The sequence below is a fragment of the Paraburkholderia sp. J8-2 genome (assembly GCF_905220195.1).
In the GTDB taxonomy this organism is placed as follows: Bacteria; Pseudomonadota; Gammaproteobacteria; order Burkholderiales; family Burkholderiaceae; genus Paraburkholderia.
In genome coordinates, this window is sequence record NZ_CAJMZA010000001.1 from 248101 (window position 1) to 265646 (window position 17546).

The window sequence follows — 17546 nt, forward strand, 5'->3', positions numbered from 1 at the left end:
GATTCCGATGCGAGGTCGAACGGCCGTTCTCAGGCGACGCGCGGCAACGCAATGCCGGGCACGCCAACGTCGGCCACGAGCACGCTGCCGCTCTTCGATTCGGTGATGAAAATGTGCTGCCGCTGCGCTCCGCCGAAAGCCAGATTGGTCACCGTCTCGCCCGCGCACGACTTCACGCGCGCAATGCATTCGCCATTGGGCGCAAACACGAATACCTGCCCGAGCGACGCATGCGCGACGTACAGGTTGCCGGCTTCGTCCATCGCGAGTCCATCGGGGCCGCTCGTGCCAAAGAGCGAACAGAAGCGCCCCACTTTCGCGGTGCCGCCGCTAGCGAGCAGCGGCACGCGCCACACCGCGTTATCGCGCGTCATCGCGACGAACAGCACGCGTCCGGACGGGTCGAGCACGAGCCCGTTCGGGCTCACGCCGTTCGCAAGCAGGCAGTCGAGACGGCCATCCGCGCTCAGGCGGTACACGCGGCCCGTCGGGTCTTGCAGGCCCGTTTGACCCTGGTCCGTGAAATAGATGTCACCATTGGCGGCGATCGCGAGATCGTTGCAGCCCTTGAACGATTCGCCGTTGCGCGACACCAGCAGCGGCTCCACGCGCCCCGATTGCGGATCGAGCTGCATGATGCCGTTGCGGTAGTCGGCAATCAGAATGCGGCCGTCCGGGTGAAACTTGAGACCGTTCGGCTCGCCGTCGTATTGGGCGACCAGCGTCCAGTCCCCCTCCTTGCCGATGCGAAAAATCCTGCCGAACGGAATGTCCACCACGTACAGGCGCCCTTGCGCGTCGAACGACGGCCCTTCGAGGAAACTGTCGACGCTCTGCCCTGCCTTGTTGGCGTTCGCCCATGCCGACGCAACAGCGCGCTGGCGAAAATGCTCGGGCATCGCGGAAAACACGCGCGTTTCGATAACGCGCGGCGGTTGATCGAGATAGAACATGTCGTAACCTTCTGCCTGGTGTTATCCGGAGATCTGTTCGAGACTCAGGCCACGCGAGCGCGGACCGAAGAACCCAATCGTCAGGACGACTACGAACATCGATCCTGCGATGAGCGTGAACACGCCCGCCACGCCCATATGCCGCAGAAAGAAACCGATGAGGAAGCCCGAGAGCATCGCGCTGATGCGGCTCGCCGAATACACGAGCCCGATGGCGCGTGCCCGCATCCGGGTGGGAAAGAGTTCTGCCTGATAGGTGCGATACGAGAACGTCATGCAATTGCCGGCGAGCGTCATCAAGAGACCCATCGCAACGAGCAGCGCGGGATCGCGCTGCTGCGCGAAAATCACGCCGAGCACGGCCATGGCGGCGGCCGAGCCCACGATCAGCCATTTGCGCTCCACGCGGTCGGCGATCAGCATGGAGAGCAGCGGCCCGAGCGGGCTGGCAATGGCGATGAGAAACGAATACCAGAGGCTGTGCGTGAGCGTCACGCCTTTTTCCGCCAGCAAGGTGGGCACCCAGCTCGCAAAACCGTAATAGCCGATCGACTGGAAGAAGTTGAATACCAGCAGCATCACCGTGCGGCGGCGATAGCGGTCGCTCCATGGGCTATCGTTCGATGCAGACTGACTCGTTGCTTGCACAACGTTCTGCGCGCTCGAAGATGCGCTCGCCGCAGCCGGCAAGGGCTTGCCCGTCGCGCGTTCGATGCGCCGTTCGAGCCGCGTGACGATCGCCTCGGCTTCGGCCATGCGGCCGTGCTGGATCAGCCAGCGCGGGCTCTCGGGCAGCCCGAGCCGGATCAGCCAGACGAATACCGCGCCCGAGCAGCCGATCCACACGACCCAGCGCCAGCCGTCGTGGCCGAACGGCGCGATCGGCACCAGTTGCCACGACAGAAAGGCAATGGTGGGAATCGAGGTGTACTGAATCGCCTGCACGAATGCGAATGCGCGGCCGCGCAGGCGCGCAGGCACGAACTCCGAGACATACGCGTCGATGGTCACAAGCTCCGCGCCCACGCCAATGCCCGCGACCACGCGCCAGAACACGACCCATACGGGATCGCTTTGCAGCGACATCATCACGGCGGCGAACGTATAGCAGAGCAGCGCCCCGACGAACACGCGGCGCCGGCCCAGGCGGTCAGCAACGAATGCCACGCCAATCGTGCCGATGAAGAGCCCGAGAAAAAGCGCCGCGACGAAGGCGCCCAGGCCGCCCAGATCGAACAGCGACGCCGTCGTCTTCGTGAAGATGCCCGCCTTCACGAGCCCCGGCGCGATGTAGGCGGTGAGAAACATGTCGTAGATCTCGAACCAGCCGCCCATGGCGAGCGCGGCGATCAACAGCCACACGGGCGCGCTGGGCGGCAGGCGGTCGAGGCGCGCCGAGATCTGGCGCGCGTGGGCGTCGGGTGCGAGCGCCGCGTGGGGTGCGGCGTGCGGTGCAAGCGCATCGTGGTTCGCGCCAGCCACGTCGTGCGCGTCGGCGGTGTTTGAATAGGGATGCATGGCCTCGTCTCCTGATTGTTGTGCTGGCGATGCCGCCGCGGCCCGGGCGGCATCGGCGGCCTATGCCGCGCGAAGGATTCGCTCGAAGCGCCGGCGGCGCTTACACCGGGCAGCCCTTCTTGCGCAGCAGCGCGTTGAAGCGCTCCGGGTCGGCCGTGCCCGCCGCGTTGCTCGCGCGGATCGCCGCTTCCTTGTCCGCGTGTGCGCGCACGAGCGGCAGCAGCGCGTCGAGCCGATCCACCGGCACGGCGATCACGCCGTCCGCATCGCCCATCACGAGATCGCCGGGGTTCACGACGAGGCCCCCACACGCGACCGGCACGTTGACTTCACCGGGGCCCTCCTTGCTCGGCCCGCGGAACGTGTGGCCGCGCGCATAGACCGGAATCACGCCCTCGGCCCATTCCGCGAGATCGCGGATCGCGCCGTCTACCACGAAGCCGCCAATGTGCTTCGTGAGGGCCGACGTGCGCATGAGGCCGCCGATCAGCGCCTGGGTCAGGTCGCCGCCGCCGTCGATCACGATCACGTCGCCGGGCTGCGCGAGTTCGATCGCCTTGTGGATCATCATGTTGTCGCCGGGGCGCACGCGCACCGTGAGGGCCGGCCCGCACATCGTGAGCGAAACCGAGTGGTGATAGGCCGTCAGACCCATCGCACCGATGCTGCGGCCAAGGCAATCGCCTGCGTGCGCGACGGGCACGTTGCGAAACGCTTCGACCTGCGCGGGCGTCGGCAGCGACGTGCGTTGACCGACGAAGAAGCCTGCGGGCCAGCCGGCCCGATCCTGCGACGTATTCATGCGATGACCTTTTTTTCGGAGTGGAGAGCGTCGGGGTTCACGCAGCTCTTGGCGTCGACGCCCTCGCCGCGCAGATAGCGCAAACAGGTTTCGGCGGCGCTCACCGCGACGGCATCGAGCGCGTCGGGCGTTGAGCCGCCCACATGCGGCGTGAGCACCACATTCGGCAGCGCGGCCAGCGGATCGTCCGCGCCGAGCGGCTCGTTGCGAAAGGTGTCGAGGCCCGCGGCGGCGAGCTTGCCGCTTTGCAGCGCCGCGACGAGCGCGGCTTCGTCGATCAGCTCGCCGCGCGCCGTGTTCACGACGATGGCGCCGTCGGGCAGCCGCGCGATGGCGTTTGCGTCGAGCAGATTGCGCGTGTGCGCATTGACGGGGCAATGCAGGCTCAGCACGTCCGCCTGCGCCAGTAGCTCCTCGACCGAGCGTTCGAGCGTGACGAAAGACTGCGCGCCTGACTGCGTCGCGACGGGATCGAAGGCACGCACCGTCATGCCGAGCGCGTGTGCGATCGCCGCGACGCTGCGGCCGATCTGGCCATAGCCGATGAGACCGAGCGTGCGCCCATGCAACTGGCGGCCGTCGCCCGTGCGGGTCCAGCGGCCCGCGCGCAATTCGCTGTCGTAGTAGTTGACCTTGCGCGCGGCGCCCAGCATGAGCGCCATCGTCAATTCGGCGACCGAATGCGTGTTGGTGCCGGGCGTGGTGAAAACGGGAATGCCGTGGCGCGTAGCAGCTTCAACGTCGATGTTCGTCACGCCCACGCCGTGCTTGCAGATGACGCGCAGCGACGGGCAGCTCGCGATCGCCGCCCCGGAAAGCTCGACGGTGCGCGAAATCACGGCGTCGATGGGTTGGGTGGCAAGAATGTGGGCGACCTGGGCGGCGTTCTGCGCGTCGTCGATATAGACGACTTCGCACTGCGCCGCGGCCAGCACCCTTCGCCCGGCCTGCGCGAGACGCGGCGCCGTGACGAGAATTCGGTGGGACATGGGTGTCTCCTTCTGTCTGCATGAGGCTTCACGACATTGTTGACACCGCGACTCATAATGTCTATTTTCGATTTTTCATCTTTTCATTCCTGATGGTTATGTATTCGTCCACCCAACGGGGCCGCCCATGGTGATGAACCTGCAGGTACGCGACCTGATGTACTTTGCGAAAGTCGCCGAACTGGGGCACCTGGGCCGCGCATCGCAAGCGCTGCACATTACGCAGCCCGCGCTTTCCAAATGCATCGACCGGCTGGAAGAGAACTATGGCGCGGCGCTCTTCGAGCGCAGCGGCCGCGGCATCCGGCTCACCGACGCCGGGCGGCTGTTGCAGCAGCGCGCGGGGCTCGTCGAGCGCACGCTGGACGAAACGCAGCGGGAAATCGCGTCGTTAGGCGCTGGGCTGGCGGGTCTCGTGAAGATCGGCGCTGCGGCCACCATCGCCGAATTCATCATGCCGACGGTGTGCCGCGTGTTGCAGGAGGAGGCGCCTGCCGTTGTCGTCGAATTGCAGATCGGCATGAACGACGTCTTGCAGGATGCGTTGCGCAAGCGGCTGCTCGACGTGGTGATCGGTCCGCTCGGCGGCCACGACGAAACGCTGGTGCAAATTCCCATCGTCGCCGACCACGTCGTGGTGGCAGCCAGCGCCACGCATCCGCTCGCGGGCAAGCGTGCAACGCTCGAAGCCATGTCCCGCTATGGCTGGGTGCTGCCCGCGCAATCCGTGGCGACGCGCCAGTGGCTCGAACACGCGTTCGCCTCGCGCGGGCTGCCGTTGCCGCGCGCGGCCATCATGACGAGCTCGATCGCCGCGCTGCCGCGCCTGATCGCCGAAACGGGCCTGCTGAGCTTTATTTCCCGGCGCAACCTGGAAGCGGGCCGCTTCACGCCCGCGCTCGTCGAACTGCCGAATCCCGAGACGACGATGACGCGTCAATTCGGCGTCGTGCATCGCAATGACGGCTATTTATCGCCGGCGGCGCGGCGAATCATCGATATCGTGCGCGAGCAGAACGAAACGGCAAAAGCGCCGGCGATGCGGCGCAAATCCGTTCCTGCGGGGAATCGGAAGGTGAGAAAGGACCCATAGGCTTTCTACCCCCGTCCGCTTGATCGTAACGCCGGTTTTCTTCTACTTCGCCGCCTTGAGTACCGACCAGCCCGATTCGATATGCTTGCGCATCGCGAGCATCGCGGCAGTCACGTCGCCGGCTGCAAAGGCCTGGAGAATTTCCTCGTGTTCGGCTACGGCGTCGCTGCCGCGATCGTGCGCGGCGTTGATGATGTCGAACGGATAGCGCGCCCAGAGAATCTGCGTGAAATGGAGGGTCTGCGGCATATCCGCTATGTCGTACATGCGCCGGTGAAAGCGATAGTTGATGCCTCTCGCAACCGCGCGATCCCCCTTGGCGAACGCCACGGCGAATTCGTCGGCGAGCTGGCGCAGCTCGACGATGTCCTGCGCCTTGATCTTTTCGACCGTGCCCTTCACGAGCTGCGTTTCGAGCAGAAGCCGCAGATTCAGGATTTCCGACGATGCCGCCGCGTCGAACGGCACCACGCGCGCGCCGCGGTACGAGTCTCCGCTGATATACCCCTCGGCCTCCAGCAGCTTGAGCGCCTCGCGTACGGGCGTGATGCTCAGGTGCAACTGCTCGGCGATCTCGGCCTGCTTGAGCCGCGAGCCGCGCGCGATCGCGCCAGAGATGATTTGCTCGCGCAGGAAATCGGCAACCTGCTCTTCCTTGGTTCTGTATTCCATTTGCTGTCGTCTGGGCCGGTTGGGTCTCGATCTGATGGCGCGCATGGCGCGCAAGGTCCGGCCGCGCCGCGGGCCCGCCTCCGGGCTGATTTTAAGCGATGTCGCCCTCGCCCGATTCCGCGAGAATGCGCCGCGCGCGCTCGACCACGGGCTTGTCGATCATCTTCCCCGCCACCGCCGTCGCGGCGCCGCCGCTCGCCGCGAACGCTTCGACCACCTGGCGCGCCCAGTCGCACTCCCCGGCGGACGGCCGGAACGCCGCGTTCACCGCAGCGACCTGCGCCGGGTGAATGCAGAGCTTGCCGCCGAAGCCGAGCGCGCGCGAGTGCGCGGCAGCGGCGCCCAGCGCCTGCGCGTCGGCGAAACCGGTGCTCACCCCGTCCACCGGCGCCGCGAGCCCCGCATGGCAAGACTCCAGTACGATCTGCGTGCGCACGGCGAGCAGCGCGCCGCCCTCGTCGGCAATGCCGGTCTCGGCGCTGAAGTCCACGCTGCCGAAGGCGAGACGCGCTACGCCCGGCACCGCCGCGAGCGCGCGCAACGCCAGGTAGCCCCGCACGGTTTCGATGAGCGCGACGATGCGCCTCCCGGGCAACGCGTCGGAAGTGGCGCGCAGCGAGGCCTCGTCGGCTTTGGGCAGCATCACCGCCGCCCCCGGCGCACGGGCGAGCAGGCGCAGGTCGTCCTCGTACCATTCGGTGCCCATCGCGTTGATGCGCACGAGCGCGTCGCGCCCTGCGCCCAGCCAGGCAGCCGCCGCCTCCCGCGCCACAGGTTTGGCCTCGGGCGCGACGGCGTCTTCCAGATCCACGATCACTTCGTGTGCGCCGCTCGCGAGCGCCTTTTCGAAGCGTGCCGGACGATCGCCCGGCACGAACAGCAAACTGCGTGCGATCCGCATGGGCCGCCCCTCACTCGAACGTCACGCCGTGCGACGTGCTGAGCGTGCAGAAGCGCCGCAGCCCCGCAATCGCGTTCTCGTGTTCCTCGGCCGTGATCGCGCAGCAGCAATCTTCGAGCACCGTCATCGAGTAGTCGCGGTCGTGGCCTTCGCGCACGGTCGCCTGCACGACGGCGTTCGTCGAGATGCCCGAGCAGATGATCCGCCTGATGCCGTGCGCTCGCAAGATCGCTTCGAGGCTCGTCGCGTAGAACGGGCTCACGCGGTGCTTGACGATATCGAAGTCGCCGCTTTGCTGGCCAAGGTCGGGATGCACCTCCGTGCCCCACGTCCCCAGCTTGAAGATGCCGTTCTTGCGGGCTCCCGAGAAGATCGGCGAATCGGGCGGGCACTCGCGGTAGTCCGGCGAAAAGCCCACGCGCACGAAGCCGACCGGCACGCCAGCGGCGCGCGCCTTGTCAATGGCGCGACGCGTGTTCTCGATGATGCGCCGGCCGGCGACCTGCTCCGCATAGCCCGCCTTGCCGTTCGGGCCGTCTGCGTGGACGAGGTCGTTCTCCATGTCCAGCACGAGATAGATGGTGTCTTTCACGACATGCTCCTTGCTCGTTCTTCGGGTGGCGCGCTCGCGCGCCGCTTTTCAACAGATGATGTCGCGCGCTTCCAGATCGTCGCGCTGCGCGCGGCTCAACGCCAGCAGTTCGCCGAACACGTAATCCTCGTCTTGCCCGAGCGCGGGGGTGAGCGACCGGATCCCCACATCGGACGTGCGTGAAAAACGCGCGGGCGCGCCCACGGCGGCGCGCGCGGGAAGATCGGGCGCGCTGACATCGACGATCGCGCCACGGGCGCGCAGATGCGGATCGCAAGCGATGTCCTGCATGGTCCAGGAAACGTGCGCACACACGCCCTCGCGTTGCAGCGCCTCGGCAATGCGGTCGGCGTCGCAACCGGCAAGCCACGCGGCCACGTGCGCGTCGAGCGCCTCGCGGCGCGCGAGCCGCATGGACCCGGTGGCGTAATCGGGGTCGTCCTCGGGCCAGCCCGCCACGCGCGCGAGCGCGCGCCAGGCGGCGTCGTCGCGTACGGCAAGCGTGAGCCAGCGGTCCGGCGTGGCGGTGGCGTAGACGCCGTGCGGCGCCATCGACGCGTCGCCGTTGCCCGGGCGCGGCGGCGTGATCCCCGCGCTTGCGAGCACGAGCGCGTCGCCGATCATCGCCGAGGCCACCTCGCGCGCCGCGAGATCCACGTGCTGCGCCTGCCCTGTCCTGCGCCGCTGATGCAGCGCGGCGAGCGTCGCCAGCGCGGCATGCAGGCCAGCGGAATGATCCATGACGTGGCGCATTTCGACGGGCGGTCCGTCGCTGTAGCCGCTCATCCAGCCGAGCCCGCCCCACGCGCCGAAGAGCGGCGCATAGCCCGCGAACGACGAATCCGGCCCGCTCTGGCCGCACGATGAGAGCGAGAGCATGACGATATCGGGCCGGCTCTCGCGCAACGCTTCGAAGCCGAGGCCGAGCCGCTCCAGCACGCCGGGACGAAAGCTCTCCGCCGCGACGTCCGATACCGCGACGAGCCGCTTCGCGAGCGCAATCGCTTCGGGCTGCTTGAGATTGAGCCGCACCGAGCGCTTGTTCGACGACACCTGATCGAACGTCGCCGCCGACATCCGGCCATAGACGGCATGCGGCTTGCGAAACGCATCGGGCCGGCTGCGGCTTTCGATCTTGATGCATTCGGCGCCGAGTTGCGCGAGCAGGTGCGTGCAGAACGGCCCGGCCGCGTGAATCGTGAAATCGGCGATGCGTACACCGGCGAGTGGCGCACTGGCTGAATTCATCAGCAGTCCTCCTTTTCGAGTTCGCCCGGCGCCGGCACGTGCGCATGCGCCTCGAGCGTCGTGCAGCGGAACTGGAACGGCGCAACGAGCACGTCCACGGCGCGGCCGTCGGGGAGCGTTGCCTGCGCGAACAGGCCGCGCGCGCTTTCGTGCGCGCCCGCGAGCACTTCCTCGGGCGTGCGGTATTTCGCGGCCGGCACGCCGAGCGCCTGCGCCCGTCTCACGATGTCTTCCACACGCTCCTGCGCCATCCACGCGCGAATGTGACGGTTGATCTCGCCGCCGCGGCGGCTGCGTTCGAGCGGATCGCGCAACGCCTCCTCCTGCGCCCACGCGGGCGAGCCGAGCAACTGCACGAGCGCGCTCCACTGGCGGTCTTCGAGCGTGAGCACTTCCACGAAGCCATCTTTCGCCTCGAACACGCCGCCGTAGCGGAAGCTGCGCGTCGAGCGATGTTCGAGCGAGCCGTCGCCGAGCCGTTGCAGCGCGAACGCGCCTACCGCGAGGGCCGCGTCCTGCACCGAGACGTCCACGTACTGACCGCCCGCGGATGGCACGGCCCACCACGCCGTGAGCGCCGCCAGCGCGGCCGTACAGCCACCCTGATAGCCCGCAAAATGGCCGTAGATCTTGAGCGGCGCGCGCTGCGGAAACAACTCCCCAGAGAGGCCGTTTGGCAGCAGGTAGCCTTCGCCGCCCGCGTGCAGCAGGTTCACCTCTTCGCCGTCCCAGGCCGCCTTCGGGCCATGGGCGCCAAAGGGCAACACAGAGACGTGCACGAGTTGCGCAAAGCGAGCGCCCAGCCGTTTCGGGTCGAGACCTTGCGACTCGCGCTCGGCGAGCGGAGTGTCGTCGATCAGGATGTCCGCGCGCTCGAGTTCGTGCTCGAACCGCGCCTTGCCCTCGGACGTCGCGAGATCGCACAAGAGGCTGTGCTTGCCCGCCGCCAGATACGCGAACAGCGCGCTCTCGCCGCTGCCCTCGATGAGCGGCGCGGCGCCACGCAGGCGATGTCCCTGAGGCGGCTCCATCATCACCACGCGCGCGCCCATCGCGGCGAGAAGACGTCCCGCCCACGCCGCCGCCACGGTGCGCGAGTGCTCCAGCACGCGGCAGCCCGCGAGCGGGAGTGCGGCGTGGCCGGCTTCGTCGTTGCTTTCCATGTGCTCCCCTCCCTGTCGCGCTGCTCTCGCGCTGTTGTCGCGCTGCCGCCGTGCTGTGCGCCAGCCAGCGCGCCTGGACTCACGCTCAGCGCACGACCGGCAGTTCGAGGTCGATGCCCGCGCCGTCGATGAAAGCAGGCAGCCGCACGTCGCGCGAAGGCAGCGCCACGGTCGCAAGTCCCGGCGTGGTCACTTCGCCGCGCTGGTTCACTGCGGCAAGTTCGATGTCGACGAGCCCCGCGCCGTCCTTCATGTACTTGCGCACGACCTTGCCCTTGCAGAAGGTGGTATCGCCCATGATGTTGAAGCGCCGCATTTCGGTGCGCACGCGCTTGATGAAGCCCGCGTCGCCCATCCAGTTCGTGACGAGCGAGCACATCCACGACGAGCGCTGCGGGCCGTAGTCGTAAGTCCCCGGCACGCCCACTTCCTTCGCCACCGACTCGCGATGGTGGCCGATGCCGGTGTACTCCACGCCGCCGCCCGCTTCCGGGTTGCGGAAGAAGTGGCCCGGATGCTTAACGGCTGTCTGCAGCACCACGCCGTGCGTGTGGCCGCGTCCGCAGCCGACGAGAAAGCCCATGGTGTCCATCAGCGAAAGCGGACCGCGCGCGATGGCGGGCAATTCCTCGCCTTCGCGAACGTCTTCCCAATAGCGCACGTTCGCGCCGCGAATGTGCTTGGGCTCGTCGAGCACCATCTGATCGATGCGGTCGCGTTCTTCGTCGCTGTACTCGTGCTGGACGATTTCCTTGTACTTGCCGGTGTCGCGCGCCGCCTTGCGCTCGTGACGCGTGCAGGTGCCAAGCGCGCGCGCCACGAGCTCGCTGCGCTGGTTGTAATAGCTGGCCTCGACATACTGCAACACGAGGCGGCCCGAGAACTTGCTCTCCTTTTCCTCCACGCCGACCACGCGTTCGATCGCCGTGATGCGGTCGCCCGGGCGCACATGGCGGAACAGTTCCCAGTCGTTGCCCGCGTAAAAGCCATGCACGCCCGCAAGACCCCAGCGCGTTCTGCCGAGCCAGCCGAACGCCATCGGAAACATCGGGTGCGCGACCATCGAGCCGAAGCGCGTGGCCGGCCCATAGCCGTAGTCGCGATAGAGCGGGTTCAGGTCGCCAATGCCGTTGCACCAGTTGCGCAGCGTATCGGCGCTTGCGTCCTGCAAATACGGGCCTTCGGGGCGCAGTTGCAGGCCGATCATCGCGCGCGCTTCGGCAATGGCCTGATCGGTGATGCGGCCTTCGGCCGGTGCGTTGCCTACGTCGCTTTGGGCAGGGGTGAAAGTGGTCGTATCCAAGTGGTTTCTCCGTGATTTAACCGCAAAGGGTGCAGAATGCATTCTTTTTGAGATGACGAAACGTCGCCTGTGAATCACATCACTCAGGTATCCTTACGGATATTTTTACTAGTCCCGTGTCGTGGAACGCGGGTCACTATTCGCTGTGTATGCAACCAGTTACGCCGCGCGCTCAATCATGGAATCGACACACGCGCGGCACAACAAGCTCAAGCGGCCAGCGTCAGCCCCGGCCGCGGCCACCGGGCCTCGAATAGCTGCCCGTAGCCCGACAACGTGATGAACGCCGTACGCCGGTCGGGGCCGCCAAAGCAGATATTCGTGCAGTAGCCCTCGGGCGCCTCATGGAACTCGAGCAGTTCACCCTCGGGCGAAAACACGCTGATCCCGCCGCGCACGAGCGTCGCCACGCAGATGTTGCCGCTCTCTTCCACTGCGAGCGAATCAAAGCGCTGATAGCCCGCGAGCCCATGCACGAGCCGTCCGCCATTCGGTGACGGCCAGGCTTCCTGTCCCAGCTCCCCTTGCCCGATGACCGGATACGACCAGAGCCGGCTCGTCTCCGTTTCGCTCACGTAGAGCGTGCGGCCGTCGGGCGAGAGGCCCACGCCGTTCGGTGTCAGCACGGGATGCGCGGCGCAGCGGATCTGGCTGCCGTCCGCGCGCGCGTAATACACGGCGCCGCGCATGATGCGGTCTTCGAAGGTCTTGCCGAAGTCCGTGAACCAGAAGCCGCCTTCGGCATCGAACACGATGTCGTTCGGTCCATGCAGCGGCACGTCGCTGCAATGCGTATAGAGCGTTTCGACTTCGCCTGTCTCGATGTTCACACGCTGGATCGAGCCGCCGCCGTAGTTCGCCGCGGCACCTGTTGGGCGCGTAAAGCCGTTGTCGGTGCGCCAGCTGAAGCCACCGTTGTTGCAGACATAGCAATGGCCGTCGGGTCCGAGCGCCGCACCGTTCGGGCCGCCGCCCAGTTCGGCAACCACCTTCAGCTCTCCGTCCGGCATCACGCGCGTGAGGCGCCCGCCGGCGATCTCCACCACCAGCACGCTGCCGTCGGGCAGCGCCACCGGACCTTCCGGAAATTTCAGGCCGCTTGCCATCACGCGGCCCTGCAGGGTGAGATTGATGCGTGCTCCCATGATCGTCGTGCCCTCTTCCGTTCTAGATGTGTGCATTCGCGCGCTCGTCCTGACGCGCGCCCAGATAGGCGTCCACGGCTCGCTGCCGGCCTTCTCGGCTGCGCAGGAGCGGCTCGTCGAGTTCGCCGACGATATGGCCGTGCCGCATCACCCACGCATGCGAGGCCAGCTTCGCCGCCGCGTGAAAACTCTGCTCGACCAGCAGCGCCGCGAGTTGCTGTTCCTGCTGGATGCGAGCGAGCCGTTCATACACGCGTGCGACGAGCAGCGGCGCAAGCCCAAGCGAAGGTTCGTCGAGCAGCAACAGACGCGGCCCCGACATCAGCCCGCGCCCGATCGCGAGCATCTGCTGCTCGCCGCCGCTCAGGAGGCCCGCCGGCGCCTTGAGCCGGTTGGCGATTTCCGGAAAGAAGTCGAGCACCATGTCGCGGCGCCGCGAACGCGTGCGCGCGTCGACGAAATACGCGCCGAGCGTGAGATTCTCCGCCACCGAGATATCGGCGACGATGGCGCGCCCCTCCGGCACGTAGACAATGCCCGCACGAAAGCGCGCCGCCACGTTCAGGCGGCTCACGTCGTGGCCGTCGAAGCACACGCGGCCCTGAGCGGCCTCGAGGCCCGCAATGGCGCGCAGCGTGCTCGATTTTCCCGCGCCGTTGGCACCGAGCAGCGCGCCCACGCTGCCGTGCCCCACGCCGAAGCTCACGCCGTGCACGACCGGGCCCGCGCCGTACCGCACGGTGAGCGCCTCGACTTCGAGCAGACGCTGCGCTTGCGCTTCACTCATCGTCTTCTCCCAGATAGACGCGCACCACGTCCGCGTTCGCGCGGATCTGCGCGGGACTGCCCGACGCGAGCACGCGACCGACATTGAGCACGTGGATGGTGTCGCACACGTCCATGATGAGATCCATGTCGTGCTCGACGACCACGAGCACGAGTTCGGGACCGCGCAACTTCTTCAGCGCGTTCGCGAGATCGCGTGTTTCGAGCGAATTGAGGCCCGCCGCTGGTTCGTCGAGCAGCAACACGCGTGGCGAGCCCGCAATCGCCCGGGCGATTTCTGCCAGACGCAGCACGCCGGGCGGCAGTTGCGCGGGCAACGAATCGGCGACAGGCTCGATGCCGAGGCGCGCGAGTGCGGCCAGCGCCATCTCGCGGTGCCGCGCGCGTTCGGCACGGCCGCGCGAAAGCGGCAGGAACGCGTCGAGCCAGCCGGCCGCGGCCCCCCGCTGGAGTCCGATCATGACGTTCTCGGCAATCGTCAACTCGGGACACAGCGCGACATGCTGGAAGCTGCGCGAGAAGCCTCGCGCGGCGCGCCCCGTGGGCGGCACGCGCGTCATGTCCTCGCCGCCGAAACGGATGCTGCCGCGCTGCGGCACATAGAGTCCCGTGAGGCAGTTGAAGAAGCTCGTTTTGCCCGCGCCGTTCGGGCCGATGAGCCCGGTGATCTCCCCCGCTTCGAGCCGCACGCCCACGTCGCGCAGCACTTCATTGCCGCCGAACGAAAGCACGAGATTGTCGACGACAAGCGCGCGTGCCCCTGCTGACATCTCCAATGCGCCCTCTGCGTGCGCCACCATAGCCTCGCTCATTGATGCCTCCCTTCGAGCCGTGCGCGCCAGCCGGCGGGCAGCGCATTCGCCCCCAACACGACTGCCAGCAGCGCCGCGCCGTACAGAATCGGCACCCAGTCACCCGCGCCGGCCAGTAGCAGCGGCACGAGCGTGAGGAACAGACCGCCCGCAAGCGCGCCCACCAGCGACAGCGCATAGAGGCTCACGACCGACCCCACCAGCAGGAAGATCGACGTCCACAGCGTAAAGCTGTTGGGCGACACGGTCGACGCGGTGAACGCTTGCATCGCCCCGGCAATCGCGGCAATGGCCCCGCTCAACGCCATGCATGACAGGCGCGCCCAACTGCGTCGCACGCCGAACGATTCGGCGGCGTGCGTGGAATCGCGGATCAGCAGCAGCGCCATGGCCTGGCGCGAGTGGCGGAATTGCCGCAGCAACGCGATCACGGCGAACAGCACGAGAAGCGGAAAGTAATAGCGTTGCAGATTGCGCGGCACGCCGCCGAGCGCATCGAGCTTCACATACAGCCCTTCGTAACCGCCGGAGATCTTCGAGAAGTGCATGAGGAACTCGGGAAACGCGAGCGCGAGCGCCATGGTCGCCACCGCCAGCGCGATCCCCTTCAGGTGGCGCGACGGATACGCGAACAGCATGCCGAACACCCCGCCAACGATCGCCGCAAGCGGCAGGCTCGCGAAGATCGGCAAGCCCCAGTACTTCTCCACGAGCGCCACGGTATAGGCGCCCGCCGCGACGAACACGCCGTGCCCGATCGACACTTCGCCGCCGTAACGCACGAGAAAGCTCACTGCAATAATGGCGATGGCGTTCGCGAAACACAGGCCGAGCGTATAGATCCAGTAGCCGCCGCCCACGAGCGGCAGGGCGAGCAGCACGAGCCCGGCAACGCCGCTCACGCCGAATGCACGCCATGACCTGCTGCGGCCGGCGGCCAGCGCGGCATCTGCCCCTTGGGCCTCGTTCGCGACGGCGGCTGGGGGAATGAACATGTCAGGCACGGGCGCCTCCTCGCGCAGCCAGTACGCCGCGTGGGAACAGATTGAGCACGAACAGCATCAGTACGAGCATGTACGTGTTGCTGAACTCGGCGGAAAGATAGAACGACAGCATATTCATCAGGATGCCTACGAATATCCCGCCGATCACCGCACCGGGTAGACTGCTGAAACCGCCCACCACTGCGGCCGCAAACGCCTGCAGCATGAACGACGCGACGCTCGTCGACGAAAGAAACGTGGTCGGCACGATCAGAAGCGCGGCCACGAGACCGAGCAACCCGGCCAGCACCCACGAAAAGAGGTGGATGCGCCCGAGCTTCAGCCCGCATACGCGGCTCGCGAACGGATTGGCCGACACGGCGCGAAACGCCACGCCAATGCGCGTGCGCTCGATCAGCAGATACAGCATTGCGACGATCACGACCGTAGCCGCGAGCACCGCGAGATCGTACGACGTCACCCGCACCGGCCCAAGATGCGCGCGCCACCTCGGCAACGGCAAGTCAAGCGACACCACGTTCGAGCCGAACAGCAATTGCGTGCCGCCCTGGGCGATCAACCCGATGCCGAGGGTGGCGATCGTGCTGGTAATGTCCGACTTGAGCACGAGCGGCGCGATCACGGCGCAACTGAGCGTCGTGACGACCACCATCAGGACCAGCGTAAGCGGCACGGCCACGCCCCAGTCCATCTGGGCGAACGTGCCCGCGGTAAAGCCATAGACGAGGAACGCGGCGAGGCCCGCTAGATTGCCGTGAGCGAAGTTCACGACGTTCGAACTCTTGTAGATGAGCACGAGTCCGATGGCGCCGAGCGCATAGAGACACCCGCTCACCATGCCCGCCCAGACGAGGCCGAGAAAATCCGTCATGCCGTGGCCCCTCCCGGCGCGAGTTCGGCGTCTCGCGCGATCAGTTCGATCACGGCCGGAAAATATCTTCCGCTGTAGCCCTGCTGCGCCGTGGCGGCATAGTAGCGGTGCGCGAGTTCCGTGATGCGCGTCGACACCCCCGTCTGCCCCGCGAGTTCGAGCACGTAGCCGATGTCCTTGAGCACGTACTCGGGCGGAAACGACTTCTCCGGAAACTGACGCGGCAGCATCGCCTTGCGGCCGTGGTTGCGCAGCACGAAGCTGTCGCCCGAGCCCTTCGATACCGCGTCGAGCAGCGTGGCGGGCTCCACGCCCGCGCGTTCGCCAAGCACCATCATCTCGGCCAGCGCCACCGTGTTCTCGAAGACGAGCGCGTTGTTGATGAGCTTGACCACCTGGCCGCAACCGATGGCTCCGCAGTGGGTGACGTCGGTGCCGATGTAGTGCAGCAGCGGCGCGATACGTGCGAAGAGCGCAGCGTCCGCGCCCACCATGATGCTCAGTTCGCCGCGCTGCGCCGCTTCACGCGTACGCGCGACAGGTGCATCCGCGAATGCAACGTTGCGTGCGGCGAGCGCCTCGCCCACCTTGCGCGCTGAAGCGACCGTCGTGGTGCTGAGATCGACGATCGCCTGCGGCCGCCGCGCGCCGCTCGCGAGGCCCTGCGCTCCGAGCGTCACAGCTTCCACGGCGGGGCCGCCGGGCAGCGAAAGAAACACCATATCGGCCTGCGCCGCGATCTCGTCGAGCGATTGCGCGCGGCGCGCTTGCGTGCCCTCGAGCACCTGGAAGGTCTCGCCGTTCGTGTCGAATGCCAGCACTTCGCCCGTGTGCTTGAGCGCTATGTTGCGGCACATCGGGCCGCCCATCACGCCGAGGCCCACGAAGCCGATCACCGCCTGATTGTCTGTCGCCATCGCTCGCTCCTCGCCCTCAGTCCATCCACATGCCGCCGCTGATATCGAGCGACGTGCCGGTGATCCAGTTCGAGGCCGGCGAACAGAGGAACAGTGCGGCCTGGGCGATATCGTCGGCATTGCCGTAGCGGCCGAGCGGCACGGTTGCGTTCGCCGCGGGCGCGACGTTGCCCGTCACGTTCGACCACATCGCTGTTTCGACGGGTCCGGGCGCGAGCACGTTGGCGTAGACGCCGTGCGGCGCGCCCGCCTTGGCCACCCAGCGCATCATGCCGTGCACAGCCGACTTGGCCGACACATACGCCGGACCCGAGGCCACGCCGCCGTTCTTCGCGGCGATCGACCCGGCCGCGAGAATCTTGCCGAAACCGCGCTCGCACATGAGCGGAAAAAGCTTGCGCGTGGGATTCACCACACCGCGTACGTTCACGTTGAGGATCGCGTCCCACTCCTCGTCCGTGCTGTCACCGAGCGGTGTACGCGCGATGATGCCGGCGCACAGCACGAGAATGTCGATGGCGCCGTGCTGGGCAAGCACGCCGTCGATCACGCGGTCGGTCTCCACACGCGAAGTCACGTCGTAGCGCAGATATTGCACGCCCGCTCCGATGTCCTCGTGCACGCCGAGGTCGGTGGCGATCACGCGCGCGCCTGCGCGGCGGAACGTATTCGCAATGGCGCGGCCCATGCCGCCCGCGCCGCCGGTGATCAACGCGACCTGCCCTTCCAGATTCGCTGGACCGCTCAGATGTTGTGCCATGTGTCAGGTTTCCTGTG

The 17546-nt window shown here is 67.0% G+C and carries 18 protein-coding genes; 1 reads left to right on the forward strand and 17 read right to left on the reverse strand.

Translation table 11 applies throughout. The annotated features are described in order from the left end of the window. Positions 1-29 precede the first annotated feature (29 nt). From U5A52_RS01080 to U5A52_RS01095, 4 genes are all read right to left on the reverse strand, one after another. A complete protein-coding gene (locus U5A52_RS01080) occupies positions 30-953 on the reverse strand; it encodes an SMP-30/gluconolactonase/LRE family protein (RefSeq protein WP_321933464.1) in 924 nt (307 codons plus the stop codon). Between the two features lie 21 nt (positions 954-974). Then, positions 975-2471: an MFS transporter gene (locus U5A52_RS01085; protein ID WP_321933466.1), complete on the reverse strand. Its 1497-nt coding sequence runs from the start codon at positions 2469-2471 to the stop codon at positions 975-977. A gap of 100 nt (positions 2472-2571) precedes the next feature. Next, entirely contained in the window at positions 2572-3273 is a 702-nt protein-coding gene (locus U5A52_RS01090) for an RraA family protein (protein ID WP_321914508.1), read from the reverse strand. After that, positions 3270-4262 (reverse strand): hydroxyacid dehydrogenase, encoded by a 993-nt coding sequence (locus tag U5A52_RS01095; protein WP_321933468.1) that lies wholly within the window; start codon positions 4260-4262, stop codon positions 3270-3272. The genes U5A52_RS01090 and U5A52_RS01095 overlap by 4 nt, the downstream gene beginning before the upstream one ends. A gap of 127 nt (positions 4263-4389) precedes the next feature. Here U5A52_RS01095 and U5A52_RS01100 point away from each other — a divergent pair, with 127 nt between their 5' ends. Next, entirely contained in the window at positions 4390-5355 is a 966-nt protein-coding gene (locus U5A52_RS01100; RefSeq protein WP_321933470.1) for a LysR family transcriptional regulator, read from the forward strand. Positions 5356-5397: 42 nt separating this feature from the next. On the opposite strand, the gene U5A52_RS01105 is transcribed toward U5A52_RS01100, so the two are convergent. The 13 genes from U5A52_RS01105 to U5A52_RS01165 all read right to left on the reverse strand — a co-directional run bounded on the left by U5A52_RS01105 (position 5398) and on the right by U5A52_RS01165 (position 17529). Further along, a complete protein-coding gene (locus tag U5A52_RS01105; protein ID WP_321914505.1) occupies positions 5398-6027 on the reverse strand; it encodes a GntR family transcriptional regulator in 630 nt (209 codons plus the stop codon). A gap of 91 nt (positions 6028-6118) precedes the next feature. Next, entirely contained in the window at positions 6119-6928 is an 810-nt protein-coding gene (locus tag U5A52_RS01110; protein WP_321933472.1) for a CoA ester lyase, read from the reverse strand. 10 nt (positions 6929-6938) lie between these two features. Further along, complete coding sequence (locus U5A52_RS01115) at positions 6939-7520, reverse strand: cysteine hydrolase (RefSeq protein ID WP_321933474.1); 582 nt, start codon at positions 7518-7520, stop codon at positions 6939-6941. 48 nt (positions 7521-7568) lie between these two features. Then, positions 7569-8768: a CoA transferase gene (locus U5A52_RS01120; protein WP_321933476.1), complete on the reverse strand. Its 1200-nt coding sequence runs from the start codon at positions 8766-8768 to the stop codon at positions 7569-7571. Next, positions 8768-9931 carry a CoA transferase gene (locus U5A52_RS01125; RefSeq protein ID WP_321933478.1) on the reverse strand — a complete coding sequence of 388 codons (1164 nt, stop codon included), beginning with the start codon at positions 9929-9931 and terminating at the stop codon, positions 8768-8770. Before U5A52_RS01125 ends, U5A52_RS01120 begins: the two co-directional genes overlap by 1 nt. A gap of 85 nt (positions 9932-10016) precedes the next feature. Then, positions 10017-11234, reverse strand: a complete 1218-nt coding sequence (locus U5A52_RS01130) for an FAS1-like dehydratase domain-containing protein (protein WP_321933480.1) — start codon at positions 11232-11234, stop codon at positions 10017-10019. A gap of 209 nt (positions 11235-11443) precedes the next feature. Then, on the reverse strand, positions 11444-12379 hold the full coding sequence (locus tag U5A52_RS01135) for an SMP-30/gluconolactonase/LRE family protein (RefSeq protein WP_321934152.1): 936 nt from the start codon (positions 12377-12379) through the stop codon (positions 11444-11446). A gap of 22 nt (positions 12380-12401) precedes the next feature. After that, positions 12402-13166, reverse strand: a complete 765-nt coding sequence (locus U5A52_RS01140) for an ABC transporter ATP-binding protein (protein WP_321914499.1) — start codon at positions 13164-13166, stop codon at positions 12402-12404. After that, a complete protein-coding gene (locus tag U5A52_RS01145; protein WP_321933482.1) occupies positions 13159-13977 on the reverse strand; it encodes an ABC transporter ATP-binding protein in 819 nt (272 codons plus the stop codon). The genes U5A52_RS01140 and U5A52_RS01145 overlap by 8 nt, the downstream gene beginning before the upstream one ends. Further along, entirely contained in the window at positions 13974-14972 is a 999-nt protein-coding gene (locus U5A52_RS01150; protein WP_321934153.1) for a branched-chain amino acid ABC transporter permease, read from the reverse strand. Before U5A52_RS01150 ends, U5A52_RS01145 begins: the two co-directional genes overlap by 4 nt. A gap of 1 nt (position 14973) precedes the next feature. After that, positions 14974-15852, reverse strand: coding sequence for a branched-chain amino acid ABC transporter permease (locus U5A52_RS01155; RefSeq protein WP_321933483.1), 879 nt, complete (start codon positions 15850-15852; stop codon positions 14974-14976). Then, complete coding sequence (locus U5A52_RS01160; RefSeq protein ID WP_321933485.1) at positions 15849-16769, reverse strand: NAD(P)-dependent oxidoreductase; 921 nt, start codon at positions 16767-16769, stop codon at positions 15849-15851. The genes U5A52_RS01155 and U5A52_RS01160 overlap by 4 nt, the downstream gene beginning before the upstream one ends. 16 nt (positions 16770-16785) lie before the next feature. After that, positions 16786-17529, reverse strand: coding sequence for an SDR family NAD(P)-dependent oxidoreductase (locus tag U5A52_RS01165; RefSeq protein ID WP_321914495.1), 744 nt, complete (start codon positions 17527-17529; stop codon positions 16786-16788). Positions 17530-17546 lie beyond the last annotated feature (17 nt).